This is a genomic window from Roseateles sp. GW823-FHT07B05 (assembly GCF_058794515.1).
Genome location: NZ_JBXAGX010000010.1, coordinates 98,096 through 119,473 on the forward strand (window position 1 = coordinate 98,096; position 21,378 = coordinate 119,473).

Below are 21,378 nucleotides of genomic sequence, written 5' to 3' on the forward strand. Positions count from 1 at the left end.
TCCACCAACGACAGAGAGGTCCGCATGGAAGCCAGCAACGTCCCCGCCCTGCGCCAGCAAGGCGCCGTCACTGCCAAGTCCCATGGCCCCGCCAGCGGCGAATACCTGACCTTCCGGCTCGGCTCCGAGGAATACGGCATCGACATCCTGAAAGTTCAGGAAATCCGCTCCTACGAGCAGCCCACCCGCATCGCCAACGCGCCGGACTTCATCAAGGGCGTCGTCAACCTGCGCGGCGTCATCGTCCCCATCGTGGACCTGCGCCTGAAGCTGAACTGCCCGACGGCCGAGTACAACAGCTTCACGGTCGTGATCGTGCTGAACGTGAAGAACCGCGTCGTCGGCGCCGTCGTCGACTCGGTGTCGGACGTGCTGGAACTGAACCGCGACGCGATCAAGCCGGCCCCCGAGCTGAGCTCGGCGTCGGTGGACACCAGCTTCATCACCGGCATCGGCTCGGTGGGCGAGCGCATGCTGATCCTGATGGACATCGAGGGCCTGATGAGCAGCGCCGAGATGGGCCTGATGGACGCCGCCATCGCCGCCTGAGAGCGCGGCACACCTGGGCGCAACCCGCGAGGCGGGGAGACATTCAAGATTCAACGGGCTGGGCGCCATCAGCGCCCGGCCCTCTTTCTTGATTAGTCGGGCAAGCTGCTCATCCGAAGCAGCCACCTGACTCTGTACGGTCTTTCAACAAAGAAGTTCAAGAGGTGTGCGCATGCGCCAACCCGTTCAATCGGTTGCACGACAGGTCTCGCTGTCGGGCGCCGCCGCCGTCGCGGTGATCTTGCTGGTGGTCAGCCTCATCGTGGGCACCATGCTCAAACGCACATCGCAAGACCAGGTGAACACCTGGGTGGGCGACAAGGCCCAGTCCCTGATCGACGCCATGCAGGCGATGGACGAGGTGGCCGCCAAGCAGACCCAACGCACCTTCGGCTCCTTCCGCCAGGAGTTCGGCCCCAGCTTCACGCTGGACGAGGCCACCGGCGAGCTGCGCGACTGGGGCCCCAAGCTGAACGGCAACTTCAGCCAGGTCGACAAGTTCGCGGCCGTCAACGGCGGCGTGGCCACGGTGTTCGCGGCCAAGGGCGCTGACTTCGAGCGCATCACGACGTCGCTGAAGAACGAGAAGGGCGAGCGCGCCATGGGCACGCTGCTGGACAAGCAGGGCGCCCCCTACGCCGCCATCACGGCTGGCAAGGCCTACACGGGCCGCGCGCTGCTGTTCGGGCGCGCCTACATGACGCACTACGAGCCGATCAAGAACGATGCCGGCAAGATCATCGGCATCCTCTTCGTCGGCTACGACCTCGACTCTTTCGAGCAGGCCATGGACCGCATGGCCGCAGCCGCCCGCTTCTTCGAGCATGGCGGCACCTACATCGTCGCCGTGCCCAAGGACCCGACCAAGGCGCAGCTGGCCGCCCACCCCACGGCCAAGGGCAAGCTGCTCTCCAGCGTGGCGCCGGGCTTCGAGAAGGTGCTGGCGGAGCAGACCGCGACGGCGGTGACGCTGAACGACGCGCCCGATGTGCTGGGCAACGGCGTCAGCGACAACTTCGCCGTCGCCCGCAAGAGCGACAAGACCGGCTACTGGGTCATCGCCCAGGTGTCCCGCAGCGAGGCGCAGGCCGCCGGCCGCACGACGCTGTTCTTCTTCTGGGGCGCCTTGGCGCTCACGACGGTGGGCCTGGGCTTCGGCCTCATGTGGATGATGCGCCGCTGGGTGGCGCGGCCACTGGCCTCGCTCCACAAGGCGGTCGGCGCCATCGCTGACGGCGACCTCACCCAGTCGGTCAGCAGCAGCCGCCACGACGAGATCGGTGCGCTGATCCAGGACACCGAGGGCATGCGCCAGCGCCTCGCCGCCACCATCGGCACGGTGCGCGCGTCCGTCGACAGCATCGGCACGGCCAGCACCGAGATCGCGACCGGCAACCTGGACCTCAGCCAGCGCACGGAACAAACCGCCAGCAACCTGCAGAACGCCGCGTCATCGATGGCCGAGCTGACCGGCACCGTCCGCCAGACGGCCGACTCGGCCCGCACGGCCAACCAGCTGGTGCAGTCCGCCGTCGGCGCCGCCACGCGCGGCGGCGAGGTGGTGGGCCAGGTGGTCACGACGATGGACGAGATCAACATTGCCAGCAAGAAGATCGCCGACATCATCGGCACCATCGACGGCATTGCCTTCCAGACCAACATCCTGGCGCTGAACGCCGCCGTCGAAGCGGCGCGCGCCGGCGAGCAGGGCCGCGGCTTTGCCGTCGTGGCCGGCGAGGTGCGCTCGCTGGCCGGCCGCAGTGCCGAGGCCGCCAAGGAGATCAAGACCCTGATCGGCAACAGCGTGGAGCGCGTGGAGAACGGCGCCCGCCTGGTGCAGACGGCGGGCACGACGATGGGCGAGATCGTCGCCAGTGTGCAGCGCGTGCAGGACATCATCGGCGAGATCAGCTCGGCCGCCACCGAGCAGAGCGAGGGCATCGCGTCGGTCAACACCTCGGTCGTGCAGCTGGACCAGATGACGCAGCAGAACGCGGCGCTGGTGGAGGAATCCGCCGCCGCGGCCGAGAGCCTGAAGGAGCAGGCGCAGCGGCTGGTGGAGGCCGTGGCCGTGTTCCGCGTGGCCGGCGGCGAGCCGCCGCGCCGGGCCAGCACCCCCGTGCCGGCACGGGCGCCTGCGCCCGCGGTGCCGGTGAAGGCAGCAGCTCCCAAGGCCGCGGCGCCCAAGGCTGCAGCTGCGGCGAAGGCCTCGCCGCCGTCCAAGCCCGCGGCCCGTCCCGCTCCGGCGACCCCAGCGCCCCGCCCTGCCCCGGCGGCCGACGACGGCGACTGGGAAACCTTCTAGCCCGCACCGGCGCAAGAAAGCAAAAGGCCCGCGATCTGCGGGCCTTGTTCATGGCGCGGCGCGCGCCGCTTACAGGCGCTCGGCCACCCAGCCGGCCACGCTGTTGAGCGCCGCCGCCACACCGGCCGGCTGCGTGCCACCGGCCATCGCCAGATCGGGCTTGCCGCCGCCCTTGCCGCCCACCTGCTGCGCGACGAAGTTGACCAGCTCGCCGGCCTTGACCTTGCCCGTGCTGTCGGCCGTCACGCCGGCCGCCAGCTGGACCTTGTCGCCGTCCACGGCCGCAAGCACGATGGCCGCCGTCTTGAGCTTGTCCTTGAGCTTGTCCATGGTCTCGCGCAGCGTCTTGGCGTCGGCGCCTTCGAGCTTGGCGGCCAGCACCTTCAGGCCCTTGACGTCCACGGCCTGGGCCAGCAGCTCGTCGCCCTGGGCAGAAGCCAGCTTGCTCTTGGCGGCGGTCAGCTCCTTCTCCAGCTGGCGCACCTGCTCCAGCACGGCATGCAGGCGGGAGCCCAGCTCGTGCGGCGTGGTCTTCAGCGTCATCGCGGCACCCTGCACCGTGGTTTCCAGCGACTGCAGATAGGTCAGCGCGTTGTCGCCGGTAACGGCCTCGACGCGGCGGATGCCGGCCGCGACACCCGACTCGGCGACGATCTTGAACAGGCCGATGTCACCCGTGGCCTTCACGTGCGTGCCGCCGCACAGTTCCTTGGAGCTGCCGATACTCAGCACACGCACGGTCTCACCGTACTTCTCGCCGAACAGCATCATCGCGCCGGACTTCTGCGCGTCCTCCAGCGCCATGACCTGCGCCGAGACGCCGGCATTGGCCAGGATCTCGGCGTTGACGAGGGCTTCCACTTCGCGGATTTCCTCGGCCGTCATCGGTGCGTTGTGCGCGAAGTCGAAGCGGGTGCGCTCGGCGTTCACGAGCGAGCCCTTCTGTTGCACGTGCGCGCCCAGCACCTCGCGCAGTGCCTTGTGCATCAGGTGGGTGGCGCTGTGATTGCGCACGGTCTTGGCGCGGCGCTCGGCGTCGACCTTGGCGGTGAACACGTCGCCCACCTTGACCGAGCCTTCGACGACCTGGCCATGGTGGCCGAACACGTCGGCCTGGATCTTCAGCGTGTCGGCCACGACGACGCGCGTCGTGCCGTTGCGCAGGTCGCCGGCATCGCCGACCTGACCGCCGCTCTCGGCGTAGAAAGGCGTGTGGTCCAGCACGATGACGGCGTCGTCACCGGCCTGGGCCTCGTTCACTGGCGCACCGTCGATGTAGATGGCCGTGACCTTGCTCGTCTCGCAGACCAGGTGCTCGTACCCGTGGAACTGGGTGGCCGCACCGCTGTAGGCCAGGCCCTGGGCCATCTTGAACTTGCCGGCAGCGCGGGCGCGGTTCTTCTGCTCTTCCAGCAGCTCGTTGAAGCGGACCTCATCCACCGTCACGTCGCGCTCGCGGCAGACGTCGGCGGTCAGGTCGACCGGGAAGCCGTAGGTGTCGTGCAGTTTGAAGGCGGTGTCACCGTCGACGTTGCCCTTGGCCAGCGCACCTTCGAGGATTTCCATGCCGGTGGCGATGGTCTGGAAGAAGCGCTCTTCCTCCTGCTTCAGCACGTCGGTGACGCGCTTCTCGGCCTGGCGCAGCTCTGGGTAGGCGTCGCCCATCTCGGCGGCCAGCGCCGCCACCAGCTTGTGGAAGAACGGCGTGCGGGCGCCCAGCTTGTAGCCGTGGCGGATGGCGCGACGGGCGATGCGGCGCAGCACGTAGCCGCGGCCGGCGTTGCCCGGGATGACGCCGTCGACGATGGTGAACGAGCACGCGCGGATGTGGTCGGCGATGACCTTCAGCGACGGACTGGTCGCATCGCAGTCGCCGCCGCCGGCCGCGTCCACGGCCGACTTGGCCGCGGCCAGCAGGTTCACGAAGGTGTCGATCTCGTAGTTGCTGTGCACGTGCTGCAGCACGGCCGCCAGGCGCTCCAGGCCCATGCCCGTGTCCACCGAGGGCTTGGGCAGCTTGTGCATGACGCCGTCTTCAGTCCGGTTGAACTGCATGAAGACGTTGTTCCAGATCTCGATGTAACGGTCGCCGTCCTGCTCGGCCGAGCCCGGGGGGCCGCCGGCAACGTCAGGGCCGTGGTCGTAGAAGATCTCGGTGCAGGGGCCGCAGGGGCCCGTATCGCCCATCATCCAGAAGTTGTCGGACATGTAGCGCGCGCCCTTGTTGTCGCCGATGCGCACGATGCGCTCTTGCGGCACGCCCACCACCTTGTTCCAGATCTCGTAGGCCTCGTCGTCCTCCGAGTAGACGGTGACCCAGAGCTTGTCGGCCGGCAGCTTGAAGTTGACCGTCAGCAGCTCCCACGCGTAGGAGATCGCGTCCTTCTTGAAGTAGTCGCCGAAGCTGAAGTTGCCCAGCATCTCGAAGAAGGTGTGGTGCCGCGCCGTGTAGCCGACGTTGTCCAGGTCGTTGTGCTTGCCGCCGGCGCGGATGCACTTCTGGCTGGTCGTCGCGCGCGAGTAGGCACGCTTGTCGAAGCCCAGGAACACGTCCTTGAACTGGTTCATGCCCGCGTTCGTGAACAGCAGCGTCGGGTCGTCACCAGGCACCACGGGGCTGGAGGCGACGATCTGGTGGCCTTTCGACTCGAAGAACTTCAGAAAGGTCTGGCGGATCTCGGCGGCTTTCATTCAGCGGCTTCCTGTGGAAATGGGCGGTGACAAAGAGGATCGATTGTAGAGAGGGGGCCTCGCCCGCCACGGTTAGAGTGAATGCCAAATCGACTGGAGAAGCCCCGATGGACGCGAATTCCCCGCTGGACGCGCTGGAGAACCCCGGCCTGCTGCGCACGCAAGCCTTGATCAATGGCGAATGGGTGGGTGCCGCCGCCACCTTCGCCGTGACCGATCCGGCCACCGGCCGCGAGCTGGCCCAGGTGCCCAACCTGGGCCGCGCCGAAACCCAGGAAGCCATCGCCGCCGCCGCCAACGCGCTGGCCGCCTGGCGCGCCAAGCCCGCCAAGGAGCGCGCCGCGGTGCTGGTGCGCTGGCAGCAACTGCTGGTCAGGCATGCCGACGACCTGGCCCGGCTGATGACGGCCGAGCAGGGGAAGCCGCTGGCCGAGGCGCGCGGCGAGGTGGTCTACGGCGCCAGCTTCCTGGACTGGTTCGCGGAAGAGGCCAAGCGCGTCTACGGCGAGACCATCCCGACCACCGACCCCACCAAGCGCTACCTCGTCGTCAAGCAGGCCGTGGGCGTCTGCGCGGCCATCACACCGTGGAACTTCCCGCTGGCGATGATCACGCGCAAGGTGGCGCCGGCGCTGGCCGCTGGCTGCACCGTCATCATCAAGCCGGCAGAAGCCACGCCGCTGACGGCGCTGGCCGCGGCCGAGCTGGCGCAGCAGGCCGGCATGCCCGCCGGCGTGCTGAACGTGCTGACGGCGGACTCGCAGCAGTCCATCGAGATCGGCAAGCTGCTGTGCGAGAGCGACGTGGTGCGCCACCTGTCGTTCACCGGCAGCACCGAGGTGGGCCGCATCCTGATGGCGCAATGCGCGCCGACGATCAAGAAGCTGAGCCTGGAGCTGGGCGGCAACGCGCCGTTCATCGTCTTCGATGACGCCGACCTGGACTCGGCCGTCGAGGGCGCCATCGCCAGCAAGTACCGCAACGCCGGCCAGACCTGCGTCTGCGCCAACCGCATTTATGTGCAGGCCGGCGTGTACGACGCCTTCCTGGAGAAGTTCGCCGCCAAGGTCGGCGCGCTGAAGACGGGCAACGGCTTCGAGCCCGGCGTCCACGTCGGCCCGCTGATCGACGAGCAGGCACTGCAGAAGGTCGAGACCCATGTGGCCGACGCCGTCGCGCTGGGTGCCAAGCTGCTGGCCGGCGGCAAGCGGCTGGAGACCGCCGGCGGCAGCTTCTTCGAGCCCACGCTACTGGCCGACGCAACATCGCAGATGCTGTGCTCGCGCGAGGAGACCTTCGGCCCGGTGGCGCCGGTGTTCAGGTTCCAGACCGAGGCGGACGCCATCCAGCTTGCCAACGCCACCGAGTTCGGTCTGGCCAGCTATTTCTACAGCCGCGACATCGGCCGCATCTTCCGCGTCAGCGAGGCGCTGGAGTACGGCATGGTGGGCGTGAACACCGGGCTGATCTCGACGGCCGAGGTGCCGTTCGGCGGCGTCAAGCAGTCGGGCCTGGGGCGCGAGGGCGCGCGTCAGGGCATCGAGGACTACGTCGAGGTCAAGTACATCTGCCTGGGCGACATCCAGAAGTAGTCATCCAGAAACGAAAAAACCGCGAGGCAGCTTTTGGCTGCACACGCGGTCACTGAACCGACTGGCCGGGCCGGATCGGCCCGCCAGCCACACAGTTTCTTGAAGACTTACTCGAAGTCGGCGCTGAACGTCACCGTGCTCAGGCGCGGGGCGCCGAGGTAGTAAAACACGCCCTGGGCAGCCTGGGTCTGGTAGGCCACGGCGTTGGTCACTGAGCCCGACGACGGGTTGCGGAACTTGGTGTTGGTCAGGTTGCTGACGTTGAAGCGCAGCTGGGCGTTCTTCACGAAGCCGAGGTCGCCGACCTTGTAGCCGACGTCCAGGTCGGCCGTCTTGTACGCAGGCGCGACTTCGTCGTTCATCAGCGTGGCCTGCTGCGAACCCGAGTACTTGGCCTTCACGCGGGCGTAGAACGGGCCTTGCTCGTACTGCAGCGACAGACCGGCCATGTGGCGCGGCGTCAGCGTGAACTCCTTGCCGGCGGTCGGCAGCGTCACGGCGGTGGAGACGCGCAGGTTGTCCTTGATCAGGCTTTCCTGGATGGTCACCGAGGCGTAGGCCGAGAAGCCCGAGAACACGCCCGTACCGGCTTCGAGTTCCAGACCGCGGGTGCGCACGCGACCGGCGTTCATGTAGACGTTGGTCAGCGTGTTCGGGTCGACGGCGTTGGCCTGGCGGTCGCTGAAGTTCGAGTTGAAGATCGTGGCGCCCAGCGACACGGCCGGCGACTGATAGCGGAAGCCGAAGTCCGTCATGATGGACGTCTCGGCCTTCACTTCGGTGTACGGCTGGATGGAGCCAGCGACGAAGCGCACGTTGCTGCCCGTGTAGGCGAAGTTCGACGGCGCGCGGAAGTTCTTCGCGACGTTGGCGAACACCTGCGTGCGCGGGTCGACGTTGAAGCGGATGCCCAGCTGCGGCAGCACTTCGGTGAACGAGCGCTTGATCTGGTAGTCCTGCGACACGTTGGTCGACGTCGTGGCGGTGGCCGACGCGAACGAACGGGTCGTGGCCTCGCTGGCGAAGTTGGTCACGTCGCGCTGGACCGTGGGCACGCGGATGCCCACCGAGATCAGGCCGCGGTCATTGGCGAAGCTGATCTGGTCGTTGAAATAGGCCTGGTGGGCGGTGCTGACCGTCGACCAGTCGCGGCCCTGGTAGCAGGAGCCGTTGACGCGCTGGATGCAGCCTTCCTGCAGCCACATGTCGGACGGCGAACCGTCGGCATTCAGCTGCACGGCAGGCTGGGTCTGGCGGTGCTTGGCGCGCTCGAACCACAGGCCGAACTTCAGGTAGTGGTTTTCCCAGGTCGTGCTCAGCTCGGCCGTGACGCCCGGGCGCTGCGTGCGCGTGACGCTGGCGCGGCCCACGCGGACCACGTCCACCGTGTCGCCGTCGCCGTTGACGTCCTTGGCACCGCCCAGCAGGCCGGTGGTTTCGTTCAGCGCGACTTCAGACCAGCCGCCGTTGCCGAAGCCGTACCACATGTAGGGCTGCACCTTCAGGTAGGTGTCCTTGGCAACCTTGAACGAGCCCGAGACCGACGCGATGACGTTCTCGAACGGGTTCAGCGACGTCTTCCAGAAGATCGGGTTCATCGCCGTCTCGGTCTGCGCGCCGGCGCCCGGCGTCAGACGCGGCTTGAACGTCGTCGCGTAGTCGTAGTTGTAGCCGTTGGCGTTCAGCTGGGCCAGGCTGATCGAGTAGATGTTGTTGTTGACGGCGCGGTTGTAGAGCACCGAACCCAGGATCTTGTTGTCTTCCGACAGGTCCAGCGAGAAGCCGAAGTCGACGTGGTCCTTCTTGGCCTTGCCCTCACCCTTCCACTTGTCGGCTTCGGTGTGCGAGACGCTCAGGAACATCTTGGCCTTGCCGTCCATGAAGCGGCCGGTGTCGGCGCGCAGATAGGTACGGGTCATGCTCAGGCCACCCAGCGTCTGCGAGAAGCGCATGCGACGCTTGTCGGCCGGGTCGCAGGTGATGATGCCCACGCTGCCGCCGGAGGCGCCGCCGCTGGGCGATTCCAGCTCGGTGGACCCTTGCGCGACGGACGTCGTGCAGACGTTCTCGGTGTCGATGAACTCCTGCGGGTAGACGGCGAAGTTGCCCGAGTCGTTGACCGGCACGCCGTTGACGGTGAAGCCCAGCTGGTCGGAGTTGAAGCCGCGGATGGACAGGCCACCACCGAACAGGCCGGTGCCGTCGTAGTTGTAGGTGTTGACGCCCGGCAGCAGCGCGATGGCCTGGTAGGAGTTGCCGGTGGAGCGATCCTTCTCCAGCGACGCCTTCGTGACCGTGCTGCGGCCCTTCACGGAGTCGTCATTGATCATCAGGCCCGAGCCCAGCTTGGCGCCGGAACCCACGACGGTGATGGTGCCCAGACGGACGGCATCGTCCTTGGCGCGGGGCGTTTCGGTGGGCTGGGTACCCGCTGCTTCCTGCGCGTACACGGTGCCAGTGGCCAGTACGGTGACGGCCAGGGCCGTGGCCGTCTTGCAGAACAGTCCGCTCTTCATTCGTGTGACTCCTAGTGGGCGCGCCGGGCGCGCTGGGCTGTAACAAATTCCGTTGACATGACAGTCGGACCGGGGCCCGACCTCTGCCAGTCCTGGAATTGTCATGACTTTCCGTGACAGAACTTTACGGGTAAGTCAGAAGTGGCCCTTTTTAGACACTTCGCTCCGGTTGCCGGCACCAGGGAGGTGCGGCTGCGGGTCGGGTCGGCCGTGGCGCGAAGGCGTGACAGAGGCCGCCGTTTCCCAGTAGGCGCGGGCTTCCCGCCGGGTCGGCGAGGCACCAGATTGGGTTGACGCGCGACCCGGACCGAGGCATTCCCTGACTGTCGCAAAACCGCTACAGCCCCTTGTCACGGTTGGACTCCTAAGATCGACGGTTTAGTCAAACTTCGCTTCGCGCCATGTCATTTCGCCTCAGCGCCGTCGTCATCGCCGGCCTTCTGCTCGCCGGTTGCGCCACCCCGCCGCCCGGCAAGACCACCGAGCTGACGCTGCTGTCGATCAACGACTTCCACGGCAACATCCAGCCCGCCAAGCCGACACCGCTGATGCCGCGCCTGCCCGACCCCGCCACCGGCGAGGTCAAGCCCCAGCCCGCCGGCGGCGTTGCCCACCTGGCCACCGCGCTGGCCCAGCTGAAGGCGAAGAACCCGGACGCGCTGCTGGTCGCCGGGGGCGACCTCATCGGCGCCTCGCCGCTGATCTCCAACCTGCTGCGCGACGAACCCACGCTGGCCGCCATGTCGCAGCTGGGCATCTCGGCCAGCGCGCTGGGCAACCACGAACTGGACGCCGGCCTGCCCGAGCTGCTGCGCCAGGCGCGCGGCGAATGCGCGCCGGCCGGCTGCCTGTGGCCGGGCTACCGGGGCCCCGGCTTTCCCTTCCTGGGCGCCAACGTGCTGGACGCCGCGACGGGCAAGCCCGTGCTGCCCACGCACGTCATGCAGCAGGCCGGGGGCCTGAAGGTCGCGGTCGCCGGCGTGGCGACCAAGGAGACCCCGCAGGTCATCGTCGCCCGGGCCATCAAGGGCCTGCGCTTCGCCGACGAGGCCGACACGCTGAACGCGCTGGTGCCCCAGCTCAAGGCCGAGGGCGCGCAGGTGCTGGTGGCCGTCATGCATGAAGGCGGCGTGCAGGGCAAGGACGGCGCCGCCAACGACCCGAGTTACGCCTGCCCCACGCTGAGCGGCCGCGTGTTGGACATCGCCAAGCGCCTGGACCCGGCCTACGCCATCATCATCGGCGGCCACACCCACCAGGCCTACACCTGCAAGATCAACGGCCGCCTCGTCGTGCAGGCCGGCAGCTACGGCGGCTGGATCACCGAGAGCAAGCTCAAGATCGACGCCACCGGCCGCGTGTTGGAAGCCAGCGCCGTGAACCACCCGGTGCTGCAGTCGGCCTACGCGCCCAATGCCGCGCTGGCCGATCTGGTGGCCCGCGCCGCCGCCCTCACCGAGGCCGCACGCCTGAAGCCCGTGGCGACGCTGCCGCGCGGCGCCGTGCGCAGCGCCAAGGAACCCCACGGCGATGCCGCTCTGGGCAACCTCATCGCCGACAGCCAGCTCGTGTTCGCTCGCAAGCAGGGGCCGGCGGACATCGCCTTCATGAACCCGGGCGGCATCCGCGCCGACCTGGTGGTGGAGCCCGGCAAGCCCACGACGATGAGCGACCTGCTGGCCATCCAGCCCTTCGGCAACGAGATCGTCGTGCTGACGCTGACGGGCCAGCAGCTGTGGGACGTGCTGCAGCGCCAGTTGCCCAAGGGCGACGCCGCGCCGCGCATGCTGCAGCCGTCGTGGACGCTGCACTACCGCTGGCGCACCGGGCCGGACGGCACGCCGCAGCTGGGCGAGATCCTCATCGACGGCAAGCCGCTGGAGCGCACGCGCGACTACCGCATCGTCGTCAACAACTTCCTGTCCGAGGGCGGCGACGCGCAGGCGGGCTTCCGCCACGGCCGCGACCGCGCCGTGCTGGGCACTGACATCGACGCGCTGGTGGGCCTGCTGCGCGACCAGCCGCAGGCCATGGACCGCGTCGCCCCGGGCCGCATCGTCCGCGAGTGAGGGGTCACAGGGGAAACCTGTAACCAATTGCAGCGACGCCCACCCGGGCGCAGCAACGGCGGCCCCCTAGACTCGACCCGTCCGGCACCATTGGCCGGGCGCCAGCGGTTCGGGGGAGCGATGGCGGCGTGGGACAAGCAAGGTGGCGCGGGTGCGGAGCACCGGCACAGGCCCGCGCCCAGCCCGCTGGTGCTCGAGGTGCTGGCCCACCTGCCCTGCGGGCTCGCGGTGTTCGACGCCGAACGCCGGCTGCTGGTGCACAACGCCGAGTTCGAGCGGCTGCTGGACATCCCCGCCTCGCTGTTCGAAGAGCCGCTGCTGCGCTTCCACGACCTCGTCAGCTTCTTCGCCGCGCGCGGCGACTACGGCCAGGGCGAGCGCGCCCGCGCCACCGTCGAGGCGGCGCTGGCGCTGGCCCGCGACGGCCAGCCGCGCCGGCTGGAGACCTACCGCACCGGCGACCGCGTCATCGAGGCCCGCACCGCACCGCTGCCCGACGGCAGCCTCGTCGTCACCTGCCTGGACCTCTCCGCCCAGGTCCAGGCGCGCGTGGCCGCCGAGCGTGCGTCACTGGCCAAGACGCGCTTCCTGGCCAACGTGAGCCACGAGATCCGCACGCCCATGAACGCCGTGCTGGGCATGCTGCGGCTGCTGCAGAAGACGCCGCTGGACGCACGCCAGCGCGACTACGCGGTCAAGAGCGAGGGCGCTGCGCGCGGGCTGCTGGGCCTGTTGAACGACATCCTGGACTTCTCCAAGATCGAGGCCGGCCACCTGGAGCTGGACCCGCACCCCACACGGCTGGACGAGCTGCTGCGCGACCTCTCCGTCATCCTCGCCGCACACGTGGACCGGCGCGACATCGAGGTACTGTTCGACCTCGACCCCGCGCTGCCCGCCATCATCCACGCCGACGCGCTGCGCCTGCAGCAGGTGCTCATCAACCTGGCCGGCAACGCGATCAAGTTCACCAGCAGCGGCGAGGTGGTGCTGTCCATCCAGCGAGTCATGCAGGCCACCGGCAGCGTCACGCTGGCCTTCTCGGTGCGCGACACCGGCATCGGCATCGCGCCGCAGCAGCTGGAGCGCATCTTCTCCGGCTTCACGCAGGCCGAGGCCTCCACCGCGCGGCGCTTCGGCGGCACGGGCCTGGGCCTGGCCATCAGCCGCCGACTCGTGCGGCTGATGGGCGGCGACATCCATGTCGACAGCACGCCCGGTGCCGGCAGCTGCTTCAGCTTCTCGCTGAGCTTCCCGCTGCCCGGCGACGCACCGCCGCCGCCGCCTCGCCAGACGCTCCAGGCGCTGGTCATCGACGACCACGCCGAGGCCCGCCGCGTCATCGGCGCGCTGGCCCGCTCGCTGGGCTGGCAGGTGCGGCTAGCTAGCAGCGGCGCCGAGGCGCTGGCGCTGGCCGCCGCGCAGGCGCCCGAGGTCGTGCTGCTGGACTGGGTCATGCCCGACATGGACGGCTGGCAGACCGCCGTGCAGCTGCGCCACCTGCTGGGACCGGCGCCGCTGGTGCTGATGGTCACCAGCCACGACCGCGAGCGGCTGGCCCAGCGCAGCGCCGCCGAACAGGCGTTGCTGGACGGCTTCCTCGTCAAGCCCATCACCGCGGCCATGCTGAGCCAGGCCGTGGCCGCCGCTCACCAGGCCCGCAGCAGCGACGCCGCCACGCCAGAGCCCGCGCCACAGCGCCTGGCCGGGCTGCACCTGCTGGTCGTCGAGGACAACCCGATCAGCCAGCAGGTCTCGCGCGAGCTGCTGGAGCTGGAAGGCGCCACCGTCACGCTGGCCGGCGACGGCCAGCAGGCGCTGACGCTGCTGGCCCAGGCGCGCGGCCGCCCCGGCTTCGACGCCGTGCTGATGGACGTGCAGATGCCTGTGATGGACGGCACCACGGCCACCCGGCTGATGCGCCGCCAGCTGGGCCTGACGCTGCCCGTCATCGCGATGACCGCCGGCGCGCTGGCCGCCGAGCGCCAGGCCTGCCTGGACGCCGGCATGGACGAGCACATCGTCAAACCCTTCGACCCCGACACCGTCGTCGCCGTGCTGCGGCGCCGCTGCGGCGCGGCCAGGGTGCCCGACCGCAACGCACCGGCCGAGCTGCCGCCCGCGCTGCTGGACGATGCCGGCCGCGCCGGCATCGCGCTGGCCGAGGCGCTGGCGCGCATGTCCGGCCGCGTGGAGCTGTTCGAGCGCACGCTGGCTGCGCTGCATGAGCAGGACCGCCACATCGCCCAGGCGTTGGCCGAAGGCGGCACGGCCGCCGCGCGCGGCCTGCACGGCTACCGCGGCCTGGCCGCCATGCTGGGCGCCGGGCAACTGGCCGCGCTGGCCGCCGAGGGCGAGCACGCCGCCGCGCCCGACCCCGACTGGCGCCAGCGCTTCCTGGAGCGCCGCCAGGTGGACCTCGCCGCGCTCGACCGGCTGGCCGCCAACCTGAACGCGCGCCAGGCCGTGCAGGCGCTGCACGCCGCGGCCAGCGCTCCGCCCGCGGCTGGCACGCTGGCCGGGCAGCTGGCGGTACTGGCCGAGCTGCTGGCCGGCTCCGACCTCGCCGCGCTGGACGCCCACGAGGCACTGCGCCCGCAGCTGCCGCCCGGCGCCGCCGCCACGCTGGACGCGGCGATGGCCGCACTGGACTTCGACACCGCGCTGGCGCTGTGCCGCGAGCTGCACGCCACGCTGGAGCCCCGCCCATGATGCAGATGTCGCTGCCCGAGCACACGCCGCTGATCCCCGGCCACGGCCCGTCGGGGCGGCGCCCCCGGCTGCTTATCGTCGACGACCAGCCCGTCAACATCCAGGCCCTGCACCGCGTGTTCGCGCAGGACTGCCAGGTGCTGATGGCCACCGACGGCGCGCGGGCACTGCAGCTGTGCCGCGAACGCCAGCCCGACCTCGTGCTGCTGGACGTGCAGATGCCCGGCATGGACGGCCACCAGCTGTGCGCCGAGCTCAAGGCCGACCCGCTGCTGCGCGGCATCGCCGTCATCTTCGTCACCGCGCAGGACCACCCCGACGACGAGACCCGCGGGCTGGATGCCGGTGCTGCCGACTTCATCACCAAGCCCTTCAACCCCACCGTCGTGCGCGCCCGCGTGCGCACGCAGCTGACGCTGAAGGCCCAGGCCGACCTGCTGCGCGAACTCGCCTTCGTCGACGGCCTGACCGGCGTGCACAACCGGCGCCACTTCGACGAACGCTTCATCGCCGAATCGCGCCGCGCCCAGCGCACCCGCGCGCCGCTGGCCGTCGTGCTGGCCGATGTCGACCACTTCAAGCGCTACAACGACGCACTGGGCCACCTGGCCGGCGACGACTGCCTGCGCCGCGTGGCGGCGGCGCTGCGCGCCTGCCTGCGCCGGCCCACCGACCTGCTGGCGCGCTACGGCGGCGAGGAGTTCGTCTGCCTGCTGCCCGACACCAACCTGGCCGGCGCCATCGGCGTCGCGCAACTGATGGAAGACACCGTGCGCGCGCTGGCGCTGCCGCATCCGGGCACGGAGGGGCCGGTGACGATCAGCCTGGGCGTCTCGGCCAGCGTGCAGGCCGAGGGCCTCGTCGAGGCGGCCGACAAGGCGATGTACCTGGCCAAGGCCGCCGGGCGCGGGCGGGTCAGCTGGGTGGATGCATGAGACACCGCAGCACCGCGGGCCGGTGCCCGGCAGGCCCCGGCCGCGCCCCCGGCGCCGGGGGCATCACGCCCCGGCCAGCTTGAACACGGCGACGGTCTGCAGCATCCGCTCCGCCTGCTGCTTCAGGCTTTCGGCAGCGGCGGCCGACTCCTCGACGAGCGCCGCGTTCTGCTGCGTGACCTGGTCCAGCTGAACGACGGCTTCGCCCATCTGGTCAATACCGCGGCTCTGCTCGGTGCTGGCAACGCTGATGCCATTGATGAGCTCGGTGACCTGCCGGAACCGCTCCACGATGTCGCTCATCGTCTGACCCGCTCCGCCCGCCAGCGCGTGGCCCGCCTCCACCCTGGCGACGCTGTCACCGATCAGGCCCTTGATGTCCTTGGCCGCCGCCGCGCTGCGCTGCGCCAGGACGCGGACTTCTGCCGCGACGACGGCGAAGCCCTTGCCCTGTTCGCCGGCACGCGCCGCTTCGACGGCGGCGTTCAGCGCCAGGATGTTGGTCTGGAACGCGATCCCGTCGATGACACCGATGATCTCGGACATCTTTCTCGAGGCGGCCGTGATGCCCTGCATCGTGTCGACCACGTCGCGCACGACGGCGCCGCCATTCGCGGCGGCGGCGGACGCCGTCCTGGCCAGATCCGATGCCGAGCTCGCCGTGTCGGCGTTGTGCTTCACCGTCGCCGTGAGCTGCTCCATGGACGCGGCCGTCTCCTCGAGGCTGGCGGCCTGCTCTTCGGTCCGCTGGCTCAGCGCCGCGCTGCCAGTGGCGATCTCGGCCGCCCCAGTGGCCACCGATTCCGCACTCTCGCGGACCTCACCGACGATCCTGGAGAGGTTCTCATTCATCGCGCACAGCGCCTTGAGCAGGCGCCCCGTCTCGTCATCGGCCGTCGCGCCGACCGGCGTGCGCAGGTCGCCCGTCGCCACCGCCTCGGCCAGCTTCACCGCCCGGCCCAGCGGCAGGATGATGGAGCGGATGATGGTCCACGACATGGCCACACCGACGATCAGCGCCACGGCGATGCCCAGCGCGCTCGACCACGTCACCATGCGGGCCGTCGCCACGCTGGCCGCGTACTCGTCCCTCGCCACATCGAGCTGCACCTGGCTCAGCTGGCTGACGACGTCCGCGATGGGGTCGATCGCCGGGTACATGTCCTTCGCGGCGTAGGCCCGCAGCCCCTCGGTGTCAGCGGCCTGCATGAGCGCGATCAACCGGTCTGCCGCCATGTCTGCGTCCTTGAGGAGCGGTCCCGCCTTGGCAATCAGCACCTGCTCGCGCTCGATCAGCGTCGTGGCCACGTAGGCGGCCCACGACGTGCGGATCTTCTGCCGCGCCTCGGAGACCGCGCGCACGCCCTGCTCAGGCGTGAACGCGCCATCGCGCGTCTTGTGCGCGGCGTCGACGATGCCGACGGCATAGCCGTCCGCCACCTCCTTGAGTTGCGCGAGCGGCAGCACACGGTCGTTGTACAGCGAGCCGAGCGTGTCGCTGGCCGCACGCGAGTTCCACACGCCCACGGCCGTCGACAGGACCAGCAGTGCCAGCAGCACCCCGACCATGAAGACAAGCCGCGTCTTGATGCTCCACTGACCCATATTCACACCTCACTTTTTGGATTCGATAAATTTATCATTTTTGATAAATAAACATCCAGTCGAGTCGAGCACCAAAGCCGAGGAAGCGCCAACAAGTTCTCGTCGGCAGGCCCGATGCAAGGCAGCGGTCACGCGCCAAAGGCATGTGGCCGGCCAGGGCATCGACCAGCGCATTGACCATGCGCGTCATGCCGCTGTACCAGCAATGACTGGCGCTGGCGGTCAAGGCCAGACGCTAGGCGAGATATGCAACAACGTCACGACTTGGCCGCACGCCACCATCAAGAACTCGCTCAAGACGCTGTGCGGCTTTTCGTCGGACTATCCGGGCATCCGACATGCCGGTACCCCGGCCGGCAAGCTCCGTAGCATGGAGACCCGCGATTTAGCTGCGCTGTCCATCATGCTGCTGGGCTACTCGCCCTACCTGACGGCAGCGCTTGAGACCAACCTCGCGTCGTTGGTGGAGCCATGAGAGATGAACGTGTCGCAAAAATCAAATAATTCAACCACGTTTGCATGACATGTCGCTGGCGACGACATAGGATGAACACCTGTCGTCAAAATCAGAAAATGCCACCATGACTTGGGTGCCCGGACAGCCCTACAACGCTTTGCCGCCCCTGCCACCCACCGTGGAACTGGAAACGCGCGTGGTGTTGAAGGCCTGTATCCCGGCACGGGCGGCGCTGGCGGCGATGAATCAGGCGGCAGCCCTGATGCCCAACCCGGCCATGCTGGTGAACACCCTGCCCATGCTGGAAGCGCGGGACAGTTCGGAAATCGAGAACATCGTCACCACGGCCGACCGGCTGTTCCAGTACGCTGATGCCGCCGAACAACAGGCTGACCCTGCCACCAAGGAAGCCTTGCGATACCGGGGCGCCCTGTACTGGGGTGCGACCTCGCTGACCCAGCGTCCCTTGTCCACGGCCACGGCGGTGGAGGTGTGCCGGCAAATCAAAGCGGTGGACTTGGATGTACGGCACACACCGGGCACGCAATTGGTCAACGACCGCACCGGTGAGGTGGTCTACACCCCGCCCCAAGGCGAGGCCCTGCTGCGCGAACTGCTGGCCAACTGGGAAGCCTTTCTTCACAACGCTCATGACATCGACCCGCTGGTGCGCATGGCAGCGGCTCACTACCAGTTCGAAGCCATTCACCCCTTTGTGGACGGCAATGGTCGTACCGGCCGGGTACTGAACCTGTTGTTCTTGGTGCAGGAAGGCCTACTCGACCTGCCAATCCTCTACCTGAGCCGCGCCATCCTGCGCCGCAAGGCCGACTACTACCGGTTGCTGCGTGAGGTGACCCAGACCAGCGCATGGGAGCCGTGGGTGTTGTTCATGCTGCAGGGCGTGGAAGAAACCGCGCAGTGGACCACCGCCAAGATTCTGGCCATCAAGCAACTGGCCGACCACACCGCCCAGCATGTACGCGAGCGCCTGCCCAAGCTGTACAGCCGGGAACTGGTGGATGTGATTTTCGAGCAACCTTACTGCCGCATCGCCAACTTGGTAGACCGTGGCATCGCCCAGCGTCAGGCGGCATCGCGCTACCTGCATGCACTGGCCGAACTGGGTGTGCTGGAAGAAAAAACACTGGGCAAAGAAAAGCTCTTCGTCCACCCACGCCTGCTGCGGCTGCTGGGGAACGAAGCGCACGAATACGAACGATACGAATAGCGCCGGCCGGCAACAGAATAGCGCCTACGCACCTTATCGCGGCCGTGCGGTACCCGGGCCAGTTGCTCCGCGACCTTCCACATCAGGTCGCGATCAATCTCGTCAAGCATCGGATCGTCGGCGAGTTCGACGAAAACCGCGGCCCGGACCGAGTTCTCGCGCGAGGTATCGGGCCTCCAGCCGCCCGACTTGCGCGCGAGGAAGACGCCTACCATCTCCGACAACTTCATCGTGGAGTACTAGGCTGCCGCGTGGCCAGTGCTGGAAGGGGTCACTGGAGATTCGTGGACGGGCGCCGAGGCTTGAAGTGGTGCGACAGGCGCCACCATCTGCGGCCGTACCAGCGCCTCGAAGGCAAGCCGAACGACCTCGACATCCATCCGGCGGACGAGAAGGTCCGCGGCCTGTAATGACCTCCCGGGCAAAGGCACCACGAAGCCGAAGTTACGGACTGGCGGGTACATGAACATGCAGACCTGGACGGGCGGCGTGGATGAGGCTAAGGCAAGCGCCTCCTCGTCGATCCGGATCGCCAGTTCCCGCGACTCCCGCTTGGCGACGCAGTGCCACTGAAGTTCATGTTCCGAAACATCGACTTGCACCAAGCCGCTCTCATCGCGGCCATGCCACAGCTGCTCGATGTCCTCAAGGACCCCGCCGTCCCAGTCCCGGGCTTCGACGTAGAGCTTCCTGTGGCGCTTGATGAGCTCTGGCGTGAGGAGGCGACGATCCGTACCGAGTAGGCCGCAGGCAGCGTCCAGCGGCATCAGCCCATTGCCGAGGAGCTCGAGTGAGCCGGCAATGATCTTGGCGGGGTCCATGCGGTCTAGGGTCAGCAGCTGTGCATGCCACCGCGCGGTCAGCTCGGCGGCCACGATCTTGGCCAGGCGCAAGTCCGTGACGCCGGTGCTGTGGAGGATCTCGGCCTGGCCGAAGAAGCCACGCAGGCGCGCGGGCACGCGATAACGAACGAAAAAAATGCCGCTGGCGCGGCGCTTGAGGTTGAGGCTGGCGGCCATGGAACTACCCCTTGGTAGTTGGCCTGCGAGCACGGGGCGGATTGTGGAGACCGCCCAAGTCAAATCAATGACTTACGAAACTGTGGAGCGGGTGATGGGAATCGAACCCACGTAGTCAGCTTGGGAAGCTGAAGTTCTACCATTGAACTACACCCGCATCGGGCCGGGAGTTTACGTGATGCCGCGGGCATGGCCGCGCTGTAGGACAAGGCCGCGAGAACGACTTGTTGCACCCGGCCATGGGGCCGCTGCCGGTCCAGGCCCTAGCATGCCGGCCACCCACAACCGCCTCCCCAAGCAGGAGCTCCCCCCATGAACAAGAACACCGCCCGCCGCGCCCTCGCCTCGCTGCTCATCTCGTCCATCGTCTTCAGCGGCATGGCCCAGGCCGCGCCGACGGCGCTGATCAGCACCGAGCAGGCTGCGGCCGCCCATCAGGCCGCCACGCGCTCCGAGGCGCACGCCCGCCTGCATGCCGCGCTGGACCGCGCCGACCTGGCCGCCATGCTGCAGGCCCGCGGCGTGTCGGCCGACGAGATGCGCGCCCGCGTGGACGCGCTGACGGACGCCGAGGCGCAGCAGATGGTCACGCAGATCGACCGCGACCCCGCCGGCGCCGCCGATGTCGTCGGCGTGCTGTTCACGGTGTTCATCATCCTGCTGGTGACCGACATCCTGGGCCTGACCAAGGTGTTCCCCTTCACGCGCTCGGTGCGTTGATCGCCCGAACCGCGGCGGCGCTGGCCGCGCTGCTGCTGAGCGGCTGCGCCAGCTTCTTCACGCCGCCGCAGACGGCCGCGCTGCTGGCCGGCCCGCCGCAAGACCTGCCCCCGCGCGTGGAGCGCACGGAGGTGCCGTTCTTCCCGCAGACGCGGGACCACTGCGGCCCGGCCGCGCTGGCCACCGCGCTGGCTCACGCCGGCCTGGCCACCGACCCGGACCGGCTGGCCGACGCCGTCTTCCTGCCATCCCGCGCCGGCACGCTGCAGCTGGAGATGCTGGGAGGCGCGCGGCGCCAGGGCGCCGTCGCCACGAAACTGCCGCGCGACCTGCCCTCGCTGCTGCGCGAGGTGGCGGCCGGCCACCCGGTCGTCGTGCTGCAGAACCTGGGGCTGGACCTGATCCCGCGCTGGCACTACGCCGTGGTGGTGGGCTACGACCTGGCCGCGCGCGAGCTCATCCTGCGCAGCGGCACGACCGCGCGCGCCGTGCTGCCGCTGCGCACTTTCGAATACACCTGGGCGCGCGGCGGGCACTGGGCCATCGCCGTGCTGCCGCCCGACCAGCTGCCGGCCACCGCGCTGGAAGCCGATGCGCTGGACGCCACCGTCGGCTTCGAGCGCGCCGCACCGCCGGCCCGCGCCGCGCTGGCCTACCAGGCCCTGCTGGCACGCTGGCCGGCCAACCTGCTGGCCGGCATCGGCCTGGGCAACACGCGGGCCGCCGCCGGGGATGCGGCCGGCGCACGCGCCGCCTTCGAGGCCGTGGCGACGCAGCACGACAGCGCCGTCGCCTGGATCAACCTCGCGCGGCTGCGGCTGGACGCGGGCGACCGCGCCGGCGCGCTGGCCGCGGCCAGGCGGGGCCTGCAGCGAGCCAACGCCAGCGAACCCGCGTGGCGCGATGCGGCCAACGCCACACTGGCGGCCATCGACACGAGCCGCTGACGACCGTCAGGCGGTACCCGCGCGGCTACA

14 protein-coding genes and 1 tRNA gene are annotated in these 21,378 nt (G+C 68.9%); 9 read left to right on the plus strand and 6 right to left on the minus strand.

Annotation, left to right across the window (positions count from 1 at the left end; genetic code table 11):
* The first annotated feature begins 24 nt into the window (after nt 1-24).
* Nucleotides 25-549: a chemotaxis protein CheW gene (locus AC1Q7O_RS20185; protein WP_492657684.1), complete on the plus strand. Its 525-nt coding sequence runs from the start codon at nt 25-27 to the stop codon at nt 547-549.
* A gap of 172 nt (nt 550-721) precedes the next feature.
* The gene (locus AC1Q7O_RS20190) at nt 722-2,854 is read left to right on the plus strand and encodes a methyl-accepting chemotaxis protein (protein WP_492657685.1); all 2,133 of its coding nucleotides are present in this window, start codon (nt 722-724) and stop codon (nt 2,852-2,854) included.
* Between the two features lie 69 nt (nt 2,855-2,923).
* On the opposite strand, the gene alaS is transcribed toward AC1Q7O_RS20190, so the two are convergent.
* Nucleotides 2,924-5,545 (minus strand): alanine--tRNA ligase, encoded by a 2,622-nt coding sequence (gene alaS / locus AC1Q7O_RS20195; RefSeq protein WP_492657686.1) that lies wholly within the window; start codon nt 5,543-5,545, stop codon nt 2,924-2,926.
* 107 nt (nt 5,546-5,652) lie between these two features.
* Here alaS and AC1Q7O_RS20200 point away from each other — a divergent pair, with 107 nt between their 5' ends.
* The gene (locus AC1Q7O_RS20200; protein ID WP_492657687.1) at nt 5,653-7,137 is read left to right on the plus strand and encodes an NAD-dependent succinate-semialdehyde dehydrogenase; all 1,485 of its coding nucleotides are present in this window, start codon (nt 5,653-5,655) and stop codon (nt 7,135-7,137) included.
* Nucleotides 7,138-7,244: 107 nt separating this feature from the next.
* On the opposite strand, the gene AC1Q7O_RS20205 is transcribed toward AC1Q7O_RS20200, so the two are convergent.
* A complete protein-coding gene (locus AC1Q7O_RS20205; RefSeq protein WP_492657688.1) occupies nt 7,245-9,653 on the minus strand; it encodes a TonB-dependent receptor in 2,409 nt (802 codons plus the stop codon).
* A gap of 401 nt (nt 9,654-10,054) precedes the next feature.
* Here AC1Q7O_RS20205 and AC1Q7O_RS20210 point away from each other — a divergent pair, with 401 nt between their 5' ends.
* From AC1Q7O_RS20210 to AC1Q7O_RS20220, 3 genes are all read left to right on the plus strand, one after another.
* On the plus strand, nt 10,055-11,722 hold the full coding sequence (locus tag AC1Q7O_RS20210) for a bifunctional metallophosphatase/5'-nucleotidase (RefSeq protein WP_492657689.1): 1,668 nt from the start codon (nt 10,055-10,057) through the stop codon (nt 11,720-11,722).
* Nucleotides 11,723-11,842: 120 nt separating this feature from the next.
* Nucleotides 11,843-14,434 carry a response regulator gene (locus AC1Q7O_RS20215; protein ID WP_492657690.1) on the plus strand — a complete coding sequence of 864 codons (2,592 nt, stop codon included), beginning with the start codon at nt 11,843-11,845 and terminating at the stop codon, nt 14,432-14,434.
* A complete protein-coding gene (locus AC1Q7O_RS20220) occupies nt 14,431-15,369 on the plus strand; it encodes a diguanylate cyclase (RefSeq protein ID WP_492657691.1) in 939 nt (312 codons plus the stop codon). The genes AC1Q7O_RS20215 and AC1Q7O_RS20220 overlap by 4 nt, the downstream gene beginning before the upstream one ends.
* Before the next feature lie 63 nt (nt 15,370-15,432).
* On the opposite strand, the gene AC1Q7O_RS20225 is transcribed toward AC1Q7O_RS20220, so the two are convergent.
* Complete coding sequence (locus AC1Q7O_RS20225; RefSeq protein WP_492657692.1) at nt 15,433-16,938, minus strand: methyl-accepting chemotaxis protein; 1,506 nt, start codon at nt 16,936-16,938, stop codon at nt 15,433-15,435.
* A 70-nt stretch (nt 16,939-17,008) separates the two neighbouring features.
* Nucleotides 17,009-17,200, minus strand: a complete 192-nt coding sequence (locus tag AC1Q7O_RS20230) for a hypothetical protein (RefSeq protein WP_492657693.1) — start codon at nt 17,198-17,200, stop codon at nt 17,009-17,011.
* A gap of 355 nt (nt 17,201-17,555) precedes the next feature.
* Here AC1Q7O_RS20230 and fic point away from each other — a divergent pair, with 355 nt between their 5' ends.
* Nucleotides 17,556-18,662, plus strand: coding sequence for a protein adenylyltransferase Fic (gene fic / locus AC1Q7O_RS20235; protein WP_492657694.1), 1,107 nt, complete (start codon nt 17,556-17,558; stop codon nt 18,660-18,662).
* 239 nt (nt 18,663-18,901) lie between these two features.
* Here the strand turns inward: fic and AC1Q7O_RS20240 are convergent, their stop codons facing one another.
* Nucleotides 18,902-19,681: a DUF6538 domain-containing protein gene (locus AC1Q7O_RS20240; RefSeq protein WP_492657695.1), complete on the minus strand. Its 780-nt coding sequence runs from the start codon at nt 19,679-19,681 to the stop codon at nt 18,902-18,904.
* A gap of 83 nt (nt 19,682-19,764) precedes the next feature.
* Nucleotides 19,765-19,838 (minus strand) — tRNA-Gly (locus AC1Q7O_RS20245).
* A 155-nt stretch (nt 19,839-19,993) separates the two neighbouring features.
* Here AC1Q7O_RS20245 and AC1Q7O_RS20250 point away from each other — a divergent pair.
* On the plus strand, nt 19,994-20,401 hold the full coding sequence (locus AC1Q7O_RS20250; protein WP_492657696.1) for a PA2779 family protein: 408 nt from the start codon (nt 19,994-19,996) through the stop codon (nt 20,399-20,401).
* Nucleotides 20,398-21,348, plus strand: coding sequence for a PA2778 family cysteine peptidase (locus AC1Q7O_RS20255; protein ID WP_492657697.1), 951 nt, complete (start codon nt 20,398-20,400; stop codon nt 21,346-21,348). The genes AC1Q7O_RS20250 and AC1Q7O_RS20255 overlap by 4 nt, the downstream gene beginning before the upstream one ends.
* The last annotated feature ends 30 nt before the right edge of the window (nt 21,349-21,378 follow it).

Bases quoted from the DNA above. Each gene is read 5' to 3' on its own strand.
- AC1Q7O_RS20215 (WP_492657690.1), top strand. From the start codon at position 11,843: ATGGCGGCGTGGGACAAGCAAGGTGGCGCGGGTGCGGAGCACCGGCAC.
- AC1Q7O_RS20240 (WP_492657695.1), bottom strand. From the start codon at position 19,681: ATGGCCGCCAGCCTCAACCTCAAGCGCCGCGCCAGCGGCATTTTTTTC.
- AC1Q7O_RS20185 (WP_492657684.1), top strand. From the start codon at position 25: ATGGAAGCCAGCAACGTCCCCGCCCTGCGCCAGCAAGGCGCCGTCACT.
- AC1Q7O_RS20225 (WP_492657692.1), bottom strand. From the start codon at position 16,938: ATGGTCGGGGTGCTGCTGGCACTGCTGGTCCTGTCGACGGCCGTGGGC.
- AC1Q7O_RS20210 (WP_492657689.1), top strand. From the start codon at position 10,055: ATGTCATTTCGCCTCAGCGCCGTCGTCATCGCCGGCCTTCTGCTCGCC.
- fic (WP_492657694.1), top strand. From the start codon at position 17,556: ATGACTTGGGTGCCCGGACAGCCCTACAACGCTTTGCCGCCCCTGCCA.
- AC1Q7O_RS20250 (WP_492657696.1), top strand. From the start codon at position 19,994: ATGAACAAGAACACCGCCCGCCGCGCCCTCGCCTCGCTGCTCATCTCG.
- AC1Q7O_RS20190 (WP_492657685.1), top strand. From the start codon at position 722: ATGCGCCAACCCGTTCAATCGGTTGCACGACAGGTCTCGCTGTCGGGC.
- AC1Q7O_RS20200 (WP_492657687.1), top strand. From the start codon at position 5,653: ATGGACGCGAATTCCCCGCTGGACGCGCTGGAGAACCCCGGCCTGCTG.
- alaS (WP_492657686.1), bottom strand. From the start codon at position 5,545: ATGAAAGCCGCCGAGATCCGCCAGACCTTTCTGAAGTTCTTCGAGTCG.
- AC1Q7O_RS20205 (WP_492657688.1), bottom strand. From the start codon at position 9,653: ATGAAGAGCGGACTGTTCTGCAAGACGGCCACGGCCCTGGCCGTCACC.
- AC1Q7O_RS20220 (WP_492657691.1), top strand. From the start codon at position 14,431: ATGATGCAGATGTCGCTGCCCGAGCACACGCCGCTGATCCCCGGCCAC.